The organism is Actinomycetospora sp. NBRC 106375, from assembly GCF_030269665.1.
In the GTDB taxonomy this organism is placed as follows: Bacteria; Actinomycetota; Actinomycetes; order Mycobacteriales; family Pseudonocardiaceae; genus Actinomycetospora.
On the sequence record NZ_BSTS01000019.1, the window covers coordinates 40745 to 55881 of the forward strand.

Sequence of the window (15137 nt, forward strand, 5' to 3'; positions counted from 1 at the left end):
CATGGCGGTCTCCGTGGGGGTCAGGAAACGGTGGCCGGAGCACCGAGCAGCGACCCGGCGTCGGGGATCTCGGTGGGCAGCCCGAGGGCGCGGAGCAGGCAGAACGCCCCCGCCGTGGCGGCGGAGAGCACGGGGAGGCCGAGTTCGCGCTCGACCACGGGCACCAGGGGCAGCGACGGCATCTGCACGCAGGCGGAGACCACCAGGGCGTCGGCGCGGCCGAGATCGAGCGTGCGGGCGGCCGCGACCACGCGATCACCGGGGATGCAGCCGACGTCGGCGTTGTCGGGGACCTCGAGCGCCACCCAGTCGACGACCTCGACGCCCTCGGCCTCCAGGTACGCGACGACCTGCGCCGCCAGCGGCTTCATGTAGGGCATGACCAGCGCGACCCGGCCGTGCGAGGCCGCCGCGAGCGCGTCGACCAGGGCACCGGCACTCGACACGAGCCCCGCGTCCAGCCCGCGCCCGGCGAGCTGGCCGGCCACCTCCGCCCCGACGCGACGGTGCTCCCCCGGCCCCTGCGCCATGACGGCGACGAGGCAGGCGTAGAGCAGGGCGTCGACGCCGGCGTCGGCGAGCTCGTCGCCGCAGCGGCCGCGCTGCGCGTTCATCGCGACGAGCTCCTCGGGCGAGACCGTGTGCATCCGCATGCGGCTGCCGTGGAACGAGAACGTGGCGCTCGCGTGCCGCGCGAGCAGGGCCGGGATCTCCGTCTCCACCGTGACGTTGGAGCTGGGGACGATCATCCCGATGCGGTGGTGGCTCACGTGTCCTCTCCCGACAGGCGTGCGGCGATGTCCGCTGTCATGGCCACCTTGTCGAGCTTCCCGACCTTCGTGCGCGGCAGGGCTTCCCGGAGCTCCACGCGTTCCGGCCACTTGAACTTGGCGACGTCGAGGGCGGTCAGGTGCGCCTGCAGGTCCGCGAGCGTGACCGGCGTGCCGTCGGTGGCGACGTACGCGCACCCGCGCTCCCCGAGGCGCGGGTCCGGCATCGCGACGAGCGCCGCCTCGACGACGTGGGGGTGCGCGAGCAGCAGCAGCTCGACCTCCTCGGCGTTGATCTTCTCGCCGCCGCGGTTGATGAGGTCCTTGATGCGGCCCTCGACGGAGATCGCGCGGTACCCGTCCAGCAGGCGGACGGCCGCGAGGTCGCCCGTGCGGTAGGCGCCGTCGGCGGTGAACGCCTCCGGCCGGTCCAGCCCGTGGTAGCCGCGCAGGGTGTACGGGCCGCGGCAGCAGAGCTCCCCGACCTCGCCGTCGGCGACCTCCTCCTCGGTGCCGGGCGCGAGGATCCGCGCCTCGTCGAGCGGCGAGATCGGCACGCCGACCGTGGTGCGGCGCAGGTCGGCGGAGCTGCCCCGCGGGGTCACCAGGAACATGCCCTCGGCCATGCCGAACAGCTGGCCGACCCACGCCCCGCCCTGTCCGGCCGCGGCGAACAGCTCCTCCGAGACCTTCGCCCCGGAGAGCACGACGACGCGCAGCGTCGCCGCGAGCTCGTCGTAGAGCGGGTGCTCGGGTGCCCGGTAGTGCACGTGGCCGAAGAGCACCGAGGTGGCGCGCTCGGCCACGAGCAGCGGCATCGCCGTGTCGAGGTCGTGGTCGGTGAGCACGAGGCAGGCGCCGACGGTGTGGGGCCCGTGCACCCCGCACACGACCCCGGCGTTGTGGATCACCGGGATGAGGTGGCCGACGCGGTCGTCCGCGGTCCAGCCGAGGACCTCCGCGTAGGCGCGGGCGTTGTACCAGTACTCGGCGTGGGGCCGCGGGATCAGCTTCGGCACCCCGGTGGTGCCGCCGGAGAGCTGGAAGACCGCGACGTCGTCGGGGTCGATCCCGTGCTGGATCTCCTCGACGCGTCGCCGGGCCTCGTCCGCGTCGACGTCGCCCGTGGGCAGGTCGCCGAGGACGAGGACGTGGCGCAGCGTCGGGTGGTCGACGGCCTGCTCGTGGGCGAAGGCGACGAGGTCGGTGCCCCGGGTCCCCGCCTCCACCAGGTGCGCGCGGGCGCCGACCGCCCGGCTGATGTGCGCGATCTCGTGCCCGCGGTGGGCGGCGAGGGTCGCCACCGGCACCAGGCCGGCCTTGAGCAGCGCGTACCAGGCGACGACGGTCTCGAGCCGGTTGGTGACCTGCACGATGACAGGGTCGCCCGGTCGCAGGCCGAGACCGGCGAGCCCGACCGCGACGCGGTCGGTGCGCTCGTCCAGCTCGGCGTAGGTCAGCCGGCCCTGGGCCGCCACGACGGCGTCGCGGTCGGGGTGCGCGCGGGCGACGGCGTGGAACTCCTCGGCGAGCGTGCGCGTGCCCCAGAGACCCTCGGCCCGGTAGCGGTCGGCGAGCTCGGCGGGGAAACCGGCCGCCGTCGTCCCCGCGCTCGTCCCTGCGCTCGTCCCTGCGCTCGTCCCCGCCGTCATCGCAGGGCCACCAGGTGCGTGCGGTCGGCCACGAGACCGTCGGCGAAGTCCTCGCGCAGGTCGTGCGGCCCGGCGACGACCACGAGGGCCGGCGTGCAGCGGCGCAGCCGCTCGGCGACCTCGAGGCGGGTCAGGACGCTGGAGCGGTCGTCGCCGCCGGTCAGCCACACCGTGTCGATCACGGCCGACCCCCGGCGGACGGCGTCCTCGACGGCCCGCTCGGACCCGGACGGCCGCGCGTCGGTCCCGAGGTCGAGCACGGTCGCGCCGAGCGCCTCCGGGTCGTCGGCGACGATCCGCGCGTCGAACCCCCAAGCCCCCACCGGGCCGTCCGCCGCGGCGGGGTCGGGCTCCTGCCCCGGCGCGGACGCGCGCAGCGCCCGCTCGAGCGCCCACTCCACGAGCGATCCCCCGCCCTCGGCTACCTCGGCCGGCGGCTCCTCGCCCGCCCACTGCTGCAGGGCCGACGTCACGACCCCGGGCGTCCCGGCGGCGAACCGCTCCAGGGGCACGTTGCCCGCGCGGCTCATGTAGGCGACGAGCAGCTGCTCGACGGGCAGGTCGAGGCGCTGCGGGAACGTCTCCCACCAGCGGCGGGAGCGCTCCGCGATGTGCTGGATGCGCTCCACCGCCGGGCGGCGGGCCTCCTCGTAGGCGGTCAGCGCCTGCTCGACGTCGTCGGCCTCCTGCAGCGAGGAGACCAGCGCGATCGCGTCCTCCATCGCGAGCTTCGTGCCCGAGCCCACCGAGTAGTGCGCGGTGTGCGCGGCGTCGCCGAGCAGCACCACCCGACCCGCGTGCCAGCGCGCGCACCGCACCGTCCGGAACCGCAGCCAGCGCGTCCGGTTGCCGATCAGCCGGTGGCCGCCGAGGTGGTCGGCGAAGACGTCGGACAGGTGGTCGAGCGCCACCTGGTCGGACTCGTCGGGCGACAGCGACGCCGTCGTCCGGTCGAAGCCCGCCGACCGCCACGTCGCCTCGTCGGTCTCGACGAGGAACGTGCTGCGGTCGGGCGCGTAGGGGTAGGCGTGCGTCACGAACACCCCGTGCTCGGTGGGCTCCGGCGCGAACAGCGCGTGCGGCAGCGCGACGTCCACGCCGGCCCACAGGTACCAGCCGGAGCCGGTCTCGACCTCGGCGCCGAAGTCGCCGGCGGTACCGGACCCCGTCTCCGCGCCCGCCCCGCTACGCGTCGCGCTCCCGACCCCGTCCGCCGCGATCACCAGGTCGGCGTCCAGCTCGTCCGCCGAGCGCCGGACCCCGAACTCCAGCTTCACCCCGGCGCTCTCGGCGTGGCGCTGGAGCACCCGCAGGAGCTCGGCGCGTCCGACCGCGACGAGGCTCGCCACGCTCATGCCCGCCTCGCGGCCCCCGACGCGCATCCGCATGTCGTGGGACCAGGACGCGGCCAGGATGTCGTCGAGCGAGGCGGGGTCGGCCTCGGCCAGCCGGCGCTGGGTGCGCGCGGCGAGACCGACGCCGAACCCGAACGTCTCGTCGGGCACGCCCTGCTCGTGCACCACGACCTCGCACTCGGGCTGGGCGAGCTTCAGCAGCCGCGCGGCGTAGAGACCTCCCGGTCCCCCGCCGAGCACGGCGACACGGTTCAGTCGCATCCGGGGCCCTACCGCCGGGCGTCCGCGAGCACGCGGCTGGTGCGGGTGACGTCGTCGACGTGGTCGACCGGCACGACCGCGGTCGAGACGGCCGTGAAGCACCCCGGGCAGCAGTACTGCCGGAAGTGCACCTCCCGGTCGACGTACTCCCCCGCACCGTCGACGACCTGCGGGCCCGCGTCGGACACCGGGCCCTCGTAGCGCACGAGGTCGAGCTCGCCGACCGCGCCCGACCCGAGCAGTGTGGCGCAGTGCCGGCACGCCACCTGGTCGCCCACCGCCACCAGGTTGTCGTCGAGGCGCCGGCTGCCGGTGAGGTCGACGGTGGACCGGTCGCCGTCGCTCGCGGCCCGCGCCCGGCGGCCGTCCCGCAGCGCGGCACGCCGCGCCTCGGTCGCCGCGGTGTCGACCGTGCCCGACGCGTCGACCACGACGCCGTAGGCCTGCTCGGCCGTGGACGCGGTGACCTTCTCCTCGCGCACGTCGCGGGCGACGTCCTCGGGGTCGCGGACCAGCGGGTCGCCGTAGCCCCCGCCGCCCTGCCAGAACATGGTGAACACCTCGCCGGGCGCCACGTACGTCTCGCCGTAGCAGGGCTGGAGCTCGGCGGTGCCGCCGACGTCGGCCAGCTCGGTCGGCATCCGGCCGGCCCCGAGCAGCTGGTTCACGTCGCCCCCGCGGGCGATCCACTCGACCCCGGTGTTGCCGGGGTAGCCGCCGGCGAGCCCGTTGTTCTGGCTCACCGCCTTGCCGTTGGAGGCGAGGACGAGCCCGATCGGGAAGCTCGTGCCGTGCGGTGTGATCGCGAGCGACGCGCCGACACCGCCGCGCCGGCGTCCGGGCCCGCCCGAGTCCGGCTCCTCGCGGCGCCACAGGGCGAGGACCGGGTAGAGGAACTCGGTCATCTCGACGTCGGGGACGCGGCCGAGCGGGATGCAGAACAGCCCGCCGGTGTCCATGCCGTCGGCCTGCGGCTGGGCGCCGTAGCCGCCCGCCATCGGGTCCATGATGATCGACAGGAACGGGGTGGGGACCGCGCCGCGCTGGTCGAGCCCGGCGATGACGGCGGTGTCCCACGTCCCGCAGCACGTGGCCTGGACGTGCGCGTCCAGGGTCGGCGCCTGGTCGAGCATCTGGGACAGGCACTCGGCGACGAGGTTGCCGGTCAGCCAGGCCGGACCGATGGGCCCGCGGCCCACGGCGGCCGGGAAGCTCGCGTTGTTGATCGTGCCTTCCTCCGACACGAGGTCGAAGCAGCGCATCAGCCCGCCGGCCGACCACGGGATGTCGCCCGCGAGGATCGGCAGCAGCGCGAGCATCACCCCGCCGCGCATGCCGGCGTAGGTGCAGTTGACGACACCGGACTGCGGGTCGGTGCCGGTGAAGTCGAAGGTGATGTGGTCGTCGGCCTTCGTCATCGCGACCGTGATCTTGTGCAGCTCGCGGTCGCCGGTGTGCGACTGGTCCTGGTAGCCGGTGGCCCGCCAGGTGCCGTCGGGCAGCGTCGTGAGCTTGCCCCGCAGGCGCGACTCGGCGTCGGCCATCATCCGCTTCATGACGGCCTTGACCGTGTCGGCGCCGTACTGCTCGATGACGGCCAGGAGGCGGTCGCGGCCGACGGTGTTGGCGCCGACCTTCGCGCGCAGGTCGAGCCCGATCATCATCGGCACGCGCGAGCGGCGGACCCAGACGTCGGCGACGTCGTCCTGCAGCAGCCCGTCGCGCACGACCTTGATCGGCGGGGTGGGCAGCGACTCGGAGAAGACGTCCTGCGCGGCCGGGGAGAACGACCCGAGGCCGACCCCGCCGAGGTCGGGCTGGTGGGCGATCGCGGAGGTCCAGCCGAAGAGCTTCCCCTCCCAGAACACCGGCTGGTAGACCATCGCGTCGTTCTGGTGCAGCCCGCCGCCGACCCACGGGTCGTTGGTGAGGAACATGTCGCCCTCGGCGATGCCGGGGTTGGTCGCACGGTGCTGCAGCGTCCAGTAGATGGCGAGGTCGACGGCGCCGACGAGCATCGTGTTGTAGAGCCCGACCTGCACCTCCTGGCCGAGCTCGTCGCTGACCGCGAAGTCGAAGTCGTTCGCGTCCGTGACGATCGGCGAGCCGGACATGCGCTTGAGCGCCTCGCCCATCTCCTCGGTGACCGACCAGAGGCGGTGGCGGATGACCTCGTAGGTCAGCGGGTCGACCGCGTCGACCTGCTCCTGGGTGACGGTGTGGACCGGCAGGTTCTCCGGCAGCTGCCCGGCCAGCGTGGCGGGGTCGATCGGGCGGCTCGAAAACCTCTCGGAGCCGGGGACGGCCATGGTCATCGCTCAGGCTCCGGTCTGCTGGGTGTGCGTGATGTGCAGGTTGCCGAGGTCGTCGACGGTGCCGGTGCGTCCGTCGGGGACGACGACGGTCGTCGTCGGCACCTCGATGACCGCCGGGCCCGTGACGACGTGGCCGGCGCGCAGGGCGGTGTAGTCGTAGATCGGGGTGTCGACGAAGCCCTGCCCGATCTCGAGGTAGACGGGACGCCGGCTGCTGACGGGCGGCTCGCCGTCGGCCGCCCCGAGCGGGGGCAGCTCGGGACTGAACGGGAGCACGCCGCGGCCACGGACGCGGTAGGTGATGGCCTGGATGCCGGCGGCGCTGAACCCGGAGCCCTGGCCGTAGAGGTCGGCGTACTTCTGCTCGAACCGCTGCGCGGCGTCGTTCATCGCGTTCTCGTCGAGCGGGCCGTCGCCGACGCCGACGGTGACCTCGGCGAGCTGCATGGCGTAGCGCATGTCGACCTCGCGCACGATCTCGACGCGGTCGAACTTCAGGCCCTGCCGGTCGAGGCCCTGGCGGACCTGGTCGGAGAGCTGCGCGAAGTTCTTCTCCGCGCGCACCGGGTCGACCGGGAGCTGGGCGGGGTCGGAGAGCTCTCCGGCGAGCGCGATGTCGGACGCCGCGAGGCCGTACGCGGAGAACGCCGAGGCGACCGGGCCGAGCGGGACCACCACCTCGGAGACGCCGAGGTGGGTCGCGTACTTCGCGCAGAACGCGGGGCCGGAGCCGCCGAAGGCGTAGAGCACGAACTCGCGCGGGTCGTGGCCCGCCTCGACGACGCTCTTGCGCAGCAGGTCGCCGGTCTGGGCGTTCTGCGCGGCGTGGATCGCGGCGGCCGCGTCCTCGACGGAGAGCCCGAGCGGCTCGGCGATCCTCGTCCGGATCGCCTCGCGCGCCTTGTCGACGTCGAGTGCCTTGCGGCCACCGAGCAGCCCCGACGCCGGGAGGATGCCGAGGACGAGGTTGGCGTCGGTGTTGGTCGGCTCCGTGCCGCCCTGGTCGTAGCAGGCCGGGCCGGGCACGGCCTGGGCGCTGTGCGGGCCGATGCGCAGGTTGCCACCGGGGTCGACCCACGCGATGGCGCCGCCCCCGGAGCCGATGGCGTGCACCTTGAGGGTCGGGACGTTGATCGGGTGGTGGTTGATGACGGTCGTGGTGTCGCGCTCGGGCTCGCCGTCGACGATGAGCCCGACGAGGAACGTCGTGCCGCCGACGTCGGTGGAGATGATGTTCCGGTGGCCGAGCCTGCGACCGAGCTGGCCGGAGCCGACGACGCCGCCGGTGAGCACCGACCCCACGGTGGAGATGGCCTGCGCCGGCGCCTCGGAGGCGGCCACGGCGCCCCCGTTGGACTGCATGACGAGCAGCGGGCCGGTCATCCCCCGCTGCTTGAGGCTCGCCTCGAGGTTGGTCAGGTAGTCGCGCAGCCCGGGCCCGACCTGCGTGCTCATGATGGTCGTGGAGTGGCGGGCGAACTCGCGGATGCGGGGGCTCACCTCGCTGGACAGCGCGACGTAGACCTCGGGGTCGATCTCGTGGACGATCTCGCGGACCCGGCGCTCGTGGACGGGGTTGCGGAACGCCCAGAGCAGCGAGACGGCGATGGCCCGGATGCCGTCGGCCCGGAGCGCCTCGACCTGTCGGCGGACCTCGTCCTCGTCGAGCGCGACGATGACGTTGCCGTCGCGGTCGACGCGCTCGGTGACCTCGAGGGCGTGCCGCTTCCCCAGCAGGTGGTGGTCCTTGTCCTGGGCGAGGACGTGCTGCAGCTCGTGCGGGCTCCGGCCGAGGTAGCGGCCCTCGACGTTCATGATGAAGATCGAGTCGCGGTGGCCCTTGGTGGTGAGGAACCCGACGTCGGGGACCTGGCGGGTCACGAGCGCGTTCAGGCTCGACGTCGTGCCGTGGGCGACGTGGTGGGTGTCGGCGAGCATCTCCTCCACCGACCGCCCCAGCTGCTCGGCGAGCTGCTCCAGGACGTCGAGCACGCCCCGTGAGTAGTCCGGAGGGGTCGACGGGGCCTTGGCGGCGATGACGGACCCGGAGTCGTCGTCGAGCACCGCGTCCGTGAAGGTCCCGCCCACGTCCACGCCGATCACGTAGGCCATGCGCCTGCTCCTCGCTGAGTTCCGCGCGTGACCCGGGCCACGCGTTTGACGATAGCGTCGATTTTTAGACGGTCAGGACGACATCGTCAAGAGGCGGGCCCGCGAGGAGGCCGAACCGCTACCGGGCCTCCCGCAGGACGCCGCCGAGGAAGGCGGCGAGCCCCTCGTGACCGTCGAGCGGCAGCACGTGGGCCACGTACTGGTCGGGGCGCACGAGCACGGCGGCACCGGCGTCGCGGTCGATGCCGCGCAGGTCGAAGACGTCGGGCGCCGCGGGGTCGGGGCAGAAGACCTTCTCGTAGTCGATCAGCCCGAAGCGGCCCTTGCGGGGCAGGAGCGCGGGAGGCAGGTCGGCGACGGAGACCTCGCGGTGGTGCTGCTGGAGCACGGCACGGACGTCGACGACGGCGTCGGGCTCGGCACCGGGCGGGGTGAAGCGGGCGATGATCGGGACGAGCCGGTCGCACAGGGCGTCCAGGCGCGCCCGGCTCCGGTCGGCGAAGAGGTGGAGCCGCCACGCCCCGTCGGCGCGGGCGACGTGCCCGAGGTGCAGCGGGCGGGCGTCGGCGAGCCGGACGACCGGTGCGGAGTGGAAGCGGGTGCCGATCTCCAGGCCGGTCGCGAGGTGCTGGGACGTCGCGTCCCCGGTGATCATCGAGGGGGCGTACCGGACGGCGACGCCTGCGGTGAAGCGGCCCTGGTCGCGGAAGTAGCGCTGGAACTTCTCGGGGTCGGGCTCGCCGGCGTCGTCCCGGCCGTGCCCGGAGAACATCGCGGCGAACTCGCGGTCGAAGTCGATCAGCTCCTGCGCGACGGCCTGGCGCTCGCGCGAGTAGGTCCCCAGCAGCTCCGGGCGGGCCGTGCCCCGCAGGACGCCGGCGAGCTTCCACCCCAGGTTCCACGCGTCGGCCATCGAGACGTTCATGCCCTGGCCGGCCTTCGCGCTGTGGGTGTGGCAGGCGTCGCCGGCGATGAAGACGCGGGGCTCGACGTCGTCGCCGTCGGTGTCGTCGGGGGTGTCGTCGGGGGTGTCGTCGAACCGGGCGCACAGCCGCTGGCCGACCTCGTAGTACGACGACCACCCGACGTCGCGCACCTCCAGCGTGTACGGGTGGAGGATCCGGTTGGCGACGGCGGCGAGCTTCTCCGGGGTGACGCTGCGCTCGCGCAGCATCGCGGCGTCGCGCTCGTTGTCGAGCTCGATGTAGAGCCGGACCAGGTAGCCGCCCTCCCGCGGGATGATCAGCAGGCTGCCCTCGGTCGCGGACTGGATGGGGCACTTCAGGCGGATGTCGGGGAAGTCGGTGACCGCCAGGACGTCCATCACGCCCCACGAGACGTCCGTGGCGTCGCCGACGAGCCGGCGCCCGATCGCCTCGCGGGTGGCGCTGCGGGCCCCGTCGCACCCGACGACGTAGCGCGCGCGGATCGTCGAGGTCTCGCCGGTCTCGGTGCCGTCCGCCCGGTGCGCCAGGGTCACCGTCACGTCGTCCTCGCCGACCGTCAGGCCGGTCAGCGCCAGCCCGTAGTGGGGCGTCAGGCGCGCCGCCGAGCGCGCCATGTGCTCGCGCAGGTAGGCCAGCATCCGGGCCTGGTTGACGATGACGTGCGGCATCTCCGAGAGGTCGTCCTCGACGTCCTGCACGCGCCCGGTCCGCACGATGCGCGACGGATCGTCGGGATCGGGGCGCCAGAACGCGACCTCGTTGACCCGGTACCCCTCGGCGACCACCCGGTCGGCGAGGCCGAACGCCTCGAAGATCTCGACGGTCCGGCACGCGACCCCGTCGGCCTGCCCGACCTGCAGGGGACCCTCGTGCCGGTCGACGACCACGGTGCGCAGCTCGGGGAACTGCGCGAGCTGCGCGGCGAGCACCAGCCCCGCGGGCCCGCAGCCGACGATCAGCACGTCCGCGGTCTCCGGCAGGCCGTCCGGGCGCTCCGCCACCGCGGGGTGCGGGTCGGCGACGAACGGGTCGCCGGCGCGGTAGCCGTCGACGTAGAACTGGGCCATGACGGCAGAATAGGGAAATTCCGCAGCGCGGGACGCTAGCCTTCTGCTGTGAAGAACATGCCCTCCTACGGGATCCAGTCGGTGGATCACGCGCTGCACCTGGCGACGCTGCTGCAGCAGGAGGGCCCGTTGCGGCTGCGCGACGCCGCCGAACGGCTCGGCGTCGCGCGCTCGACGGCCCACCGGCTGCTGGCGATGCTCGTCTACCGCGACTTCGCCGAGCAGGACGAGGAGCGCCGCTACGTCGCGGGTCCGGTGCTGCGCCGCCAGGCCCTGCCCGAACCGGCCGCCGACCTGCGCCGCGCCGCCCTGCCGCACCTCGAGGAGCTGACCGAGCGGGTCGGCGAGACCACGAACCTCCTGCTCGTGGTCGGCGACCAGGCGCGGTTCGTGGCCTCGGTGGAGTGCGGCCAGGTGCTGCGCGTCGGCGACCGCGGCGGGCGCATCCTGCCCGCCCACCTGGCCTCGGGCGGGCGCGCCGCCCTGGCCACCCGCGACGAGGAGGACGTCCGCGCGCTCTACGCCGGCCCGGACTCTCCCGTCGACGACGTCGAGGCGCTCGTCCGCGACCTGCGCCGCATCCGCCGGCAGGGCTTCGCGCTCAACGACCAGCAGACCGAGACCGGGGTGACCGCGGTCGGCGCGGCGGTGCCCGGCGGCTCGGCGGGCGCCATCTCGATCTCGATGCCCACCGCGCGCTACGAGCGCCGACGTCTCACCGAGTGGGCCGCGCTGCTGACCGCCACGGCGCGGCGGATCGGGCGGGACCTCGCCGCCCCGGGCTGATCGTCGGGAGATCAGGAGCGCGCCACGCACCTCGGCGCGCCGCCGGAGGTGCCTCAGGCGCCCCTGATCGTGCCGGACCGTTCTCGGCCGGCTCGGTGCCCACGAGCCGACGCCCGTCCCCGGAGATCAAGAGCGCGTCATCCACGCCCGAGCACGACCAAGGGTGGATGACGCGCTCCTGATCTCGGGCCCGCGGGATGCGGTCGACGCGAGAGGTACGCCGCGCAGCTCTCACGAGCCGGCCGGCATCCCGGAGTGCCGGTCGTGTCGAGAACGCGGCGCCGGCTCCGTCCCCGGGACGTCAGAGCCGCACGCGGAGAGGAACCACCATGGATGAGCACGACGTCGCGACCGAGCTGGGCCAGCCGGGCGCCCGGGACCTGCTGGAGACCGGGCAGCTGACCCGCCTCGCCTACACCGGCGCCGACGGGCTGCCACGCGTGATCCCGATCGGGTTCCTGTGGACCGGGACGGCGATCGTCGTCTGCACGGTCCCGACCTCGCCGAAGGCCCGCGCGCTGGCGAAGCGTCCCGAGGTGGCCCTGGTGGTCGACGCCGGCGACACGCCCGCGACGGCCCGGAGCGTCTCGGTGCGCGGCACCGCGACCCTCGAGACCGTCGACGGCGTCGCGCCCGAGTACCTCGCCGCGGCGGCGAAGGGCATGTCGGGCGAGGAGTACGCGGGGTTCGAGGAGGCGGTGCGGGCGCTGTACCGGCAGATGGTCCGCATCACGATCGTTCCCCGCTGGGCGCGCTACTTCGAGTTCGGCAGCGGTCGCGTGCCGCGGTTCCTGGCCGAGCTGGGTGCCTGATCGCGACGGCAGGTCTACGGCAGCGCGGCCAGCACCGCCCGCACGGCGTCACCGAGCAGCGCCGCGTGCTTCTCCTCGGTGCCCGCGTCGGAGCGGGCGCTCGGGGTCGCGATGGACAGCGCGCCGAGCAGCCCGCGCACCGGGTGCACCACCGCCATGCCCACCGAGCAGACGCCGCGCTCGGCGCCCTGGTCGTTGCGGGCCCAGCCCCGGGCGCGGATGGCGGCCAGCTCGGCGAGCAGGGCGTCGCGGTCGGCCGTCGTGCGGTCCGTGACGCGCTCGAGCTCGCGGTCCGGGTACAGCGCGAGGATCTCGGCGTCGGAACGCTCGGCGAGCATCGCCTTGCCGAGGCTGGTGGCGTGCGCGGGGTTGGTGCGCCCGGCGCGCGAGCCGATCCGCAGCATCGCCTCGCTCTCGACGGCGTCGAGGTAGCGCAGCGTCGTCCCCTCGAGCCGCCCCAGGTGCACGGTCTCGCCGCTCGACGCGGCCAGCGCGACGAGGGTCGGGCGCGCGACCGGCCACAGGTCGGCGCGCAGCGCGCGGATCCCGAGGTCGGCGAGCGCGGACCCGGCGCGGTACGTGCGCGAGGCCGGGTCCTGCACCGCGAACCCGTGGAACACGAGCATCGCCATCAGCCGGTGCGCCGTGGACTGGCCGACGTCGAGGTGGGCGCGGACCTCGGAGAGCCGCACCTCCGGGCGCTCGCCGAGCAGCGTCAGGGCCCGCAGCGTCCGGTCCACGGCCTCGATCGGGTACTGCGGCGGCCGACGCTCGTCCGGTGACGCCACGCGGCGATCCTAAGGTCCCGCTGTCCGGATCGCCGTTCTTCTCAGCAGAATCCTCCCGCGACCCGTCTCCACCACGGACTACAACTCTCCTGAGCGGACGTGACCCACGTCGCACGACGGAGGAGAGGCATGCAGGACATCGCGGACCTGGTCGCCACCGCATCGCGGGTGCTCGCGGCCAACGGCCACGCGGACCTCATCTGGGGCCACGCCTCGGTGCGGGACCCCGACGGCCGCGGCGCCTGGCTCAAGACCGCGGAGTGGAGCCTCGCGGAGGTCACCGCCGACCGGGTGCACTGCGTCGACGACGCCGGCGCCGTGGTCGACGGCTCGGGCGGCCAGCGGCACAGCGAGTACCCGATCCACACCGAGGTCCTCGCCGCCCGCCCCGACGTCGGCGGCGTCGTGCACACCCACCCGCCCCACGCCGTCGCGCTCGCCGCGACCGGCCAGGCCCTGCGGCCGGTGAGCCACGCGGCGAACCACTTCGTGCCGCCGGAGGTGCCGCGCTTCACCGACACCGCCGACCTGATCCTCACCGAGGAGCTCGGCAAGCGCGTCGCGGCGGCGCTCGGCGGCCACAACGCCCTCTTCCTCGTCAACCACGGCATCGTCACCGTCGGGCCGGACCTGCCGACCGCGGTCGTCACGGCCGTCCTGCTCGAGCGCGCCTGCGCCCAGCAGATCCTCACCCACTCCGCGGGCGGGTGGCCGGCCTGGTCCGGCCCGGAGGAGTCGCTCGCCAAGCGCGAGCACATCTACTCCCGCGGCGCGCTGACCGCGGTGTGGGACCACCTCGTCCGCACCCTGGAGGCGTCCTCGTGACCATGCTGATCGACGGCAAGCTCCGCCCGGCCTCCGACGGCGCGGTCATCGACACCCCGAACCCGGCGACGGGTCGCTCGCTCGCGACGTTCCCGGACGCGTCGGCCACCGACGTCGACGACGCCGTCGTCGCGGCCGCGGCCGCCGCGGAGTCCTGGCGGCGGGTCGCTCCGGGCGAGCGGTCCGCGGTGCTCACCGCGCTGGCCGACGTCGTCGCCGCGCACGCCGACGAGTTCGCCCGCATCGACGCCGACGACAACGGCTCGCTGCTGCGCGAGATGCGCCGCGACGTCGACATGGCCGTGTTCTACCTGCGCTACTACGCCGGGCTGACGCTCCAGATGCACGGCGACACGGTGCCGAGCGAGCCGGGCACGCTGACGTACTCCGTGCGCCGCCCCTACGGCGTGGTCGGCCGGCTGATCCCGTTCAACCACCCGCTGATGTTCGCGGCGTCCAAGATCGCGGCGCCGATCGCGGCCGGCAACGCCGTGGTGATCAAACCGAGCGAGTACACGAGCCTCTCGGCGCTGCGCCTGGGCGAGCTCGCCGCCGACATCGTGCCGCCGGGGGTGCTCAACGTCGTCACCGGCACGGGCGCGCAGGCCGGCGACGCGCTGGTGGCGCACCCGCTGGTCCGCCGGCTCGCGTTCACCGGCTCCGCCGCCACGGGACGCGCGATCCAGCGGCGGGCGGCCGAGGTCGGCGTCAAGACCGTCACCCTCGAGCTGGGCGGCAAGAACCCGCTGGTCGTCTTCCCCGACGCCGATCTCGACACGGTCGTCGCGGCGGCCGTGCGCGGCATGAACTTCACGTGGCAGGGCCAGTCGTGCGGCTCGCTCTCGCGCGTCGTGGTGCACCGCGACGTCCACGACGCCTTCGTCGAGCGGCTCGTGGCGAAGGTCGGCGCCCTGCGCCCCGGCCTGCCCGACGACCCCGACGCCGACACCGGCGCGATCGTCAACCGCGGGCAGCTCGACAAGGTGCTGTCCTACGTGCGCCTCGGCCAGGACGAGGGCTCCCGGCTCTGCACCGGCGGCGACCGCGTCACCGACGGGGCGCTGGGCGACGGGCTGTTCGTCCGCCCGGCGGTGTTCGACGGCGTCGACCCCGGGTCGCGCCTGGCCCAGGAGGAGATCTTCGGGCCGGTCCTCGCCGTCATGCCCTTCGGCGACGCCGAGGAGGCGCTGCGGATCGCGAACGGCGTCTCGCTGGGCCTGACCGCGAGCGTGTTCACCCGCGACCTCGCCACCGCGCACCGCTTCGCCGACGAGCTCGAGGCGGGCTACGTCTGGGTCAACGAGGTCGGGCGCCACGTCCCCGGCACGCCCTTCGGCGGGGTCAAGGACAGCGGCATCGGCCGCGAGGAGGACGTCGACGAGCTCCTCTCGTACACGCAGCTCAAGAACGTGCACATCAACTACGGACGCTGACGACCCGAGGACCC

Annotated in this window: 11 protein-coding genes; 4 read left to right on the plus strand and 7 right to left on the minus strand. The window is 74.1% G+C overall.

From position 1 onward, the window contains the following. Positions 1-20: 20 nt before the first annotated feature. From QSK03_RS26045 to QSK03_RS26070, 6 genes are all read right to left on the minus strand, one after another. Positions 21-770: a maleate cis-trans isomerase family protein gene (locus QSK03_RS26045; protein ID WP_285658191.1), complete on the minus strand. Its 750-nt coding sequence runs from the start codon at positions 768-770 to the stop codon at positions 21-23. Further along, a complete protein-coding gene (locus tag QSK03_RS26050) occupies positions 767-2422 on the minus strand; it encodes a (2,3-dihydroxybenzoyl)adenylate synthase (protein ID WP_285658193.1) in 1656 nt (551 codons plus the stop codon). Before QSK03_RS26050 ends, QSK03_RS26045 begins: the two co-directional genes overlap by 4 nt. After that, entirely contained in the window at positions 2419-4038 is a 1620-nt protein-coding gene (locus QSK03_RS26055; RefSeq protein WP_285658195.1) for an FAD-dependent monooxygenase, read from the minus strand. Before QSK03_RS26055 ends, QSK03_RS26050 begins: the two co-directional genes overlap by 4 nt. Positions 4039-4046: 8 nt before the next feature. Further along, the gene (locus tag QSK03_RS26060) at positions 4047-6353 is read right to left on the minus strand and encodes a hydantoinase B/oxoprolinase family protein (protein WP_285658198.1); all 2307 of its coding nucleotides are present in this window, start codon (positions 6351-6353) and stop codon (positions 4047-4049) included. 3 nt (positions 6354-6356) lie between these two features. Continuing rightward, positions 6357-8465, minus strand: coding sequence for a hydantoinase/oxoprolinase family protein (locus QSK03_RS26065; RefSeq protein ID WP_285658200.1), 2109 nt, complete (start codon positions 8463-8465; stop codon positions 6357-6359). A 118-nt stretch (positions 8466-8583) separates the two neighbouring features. Beyond that, positions 8584-10479, minus strand: a complete 1896-nt coding sequence (locus QSK03_RS26070; RefSeq protein WP_285658202.1) for an FAD-dependent monooxygenase — start codon at positions 10477-10479, stop codon at positions 8584-8586. Between the two features lie 57 nt (positions 10480-10536). On the opposite strand from QSK03_RS26070, the gene QSK03_RS26075 reads away from it, so the two are divergent. Beyond that, a complete protein-coding gene (locus tag QSK03_RS26075; RefSeq protein ID WP_352232047.1) occupies positions 10537-11265 on the plus strand; it encodes an IclR family transcriptional regulator in 729 nt (242 codons plus the stop codon). A 329-nt stretch (positions 11266-11594) separates the two neighbouring features. After that, positions 11595-12077: a pyridoxamine 5'-phosphate oxidase family protein gene (locus QSK03_RS26080; RefSeq protein WP_285658206.1), complete on the plus strand. Its 483-nt coding sequence runs from the start codon at positions 11595-11597 to the stop codon at positions 12075-12077. 14 nt (positions 12078-12091) lie between these two features. Here QSK03_RS26080 and QSK03_RS26085 read toward each other — a convergent pair whose 3' ends face one another. Next, entirely contained in the window at positions 12092-12865 is a 774-nt protein-coding gene (locus QSK03_RS26085; RefSeq protein ID WP_285658208.1) for an IclR family transcriptional regulator, read from the minus strand. A 129-nt stretch (positions 12866-12994) separates the two neighbouring features. Here QSK03_RS26085 and QSK03_RS26090 point away from each other — a divergent pair, with 129 nt between their 5' ends. Together QSK03_RS26090 and QSK03_RS26095 are read left to right on the plus strand one after the other, a co-directional pair. Continuing rightward, positions 12995-13690: a class II aldolase/adducin family protein gene (locus QSK03_RS26090; protein WP_285658210.1), complete on the plus strand. Its 696-nt coding sequence runs from the start codon at positions 12995-12997 to the stop codon at positions 13688-13690. A gap of 2 nt (positions 13691-13692) precedes the next feature. After that, positions 13693-15123, plus strand: coding sequence for an aldehyde dehydrogenase family protein (locus QSK03_RS26095; protein ID WP_285658333.1), 1431 nt, complete (start codon positions 13693-13695; stop codon positions 15121-15123). Positions 15124-15137 lie beyond the last annotated feature (14 nt).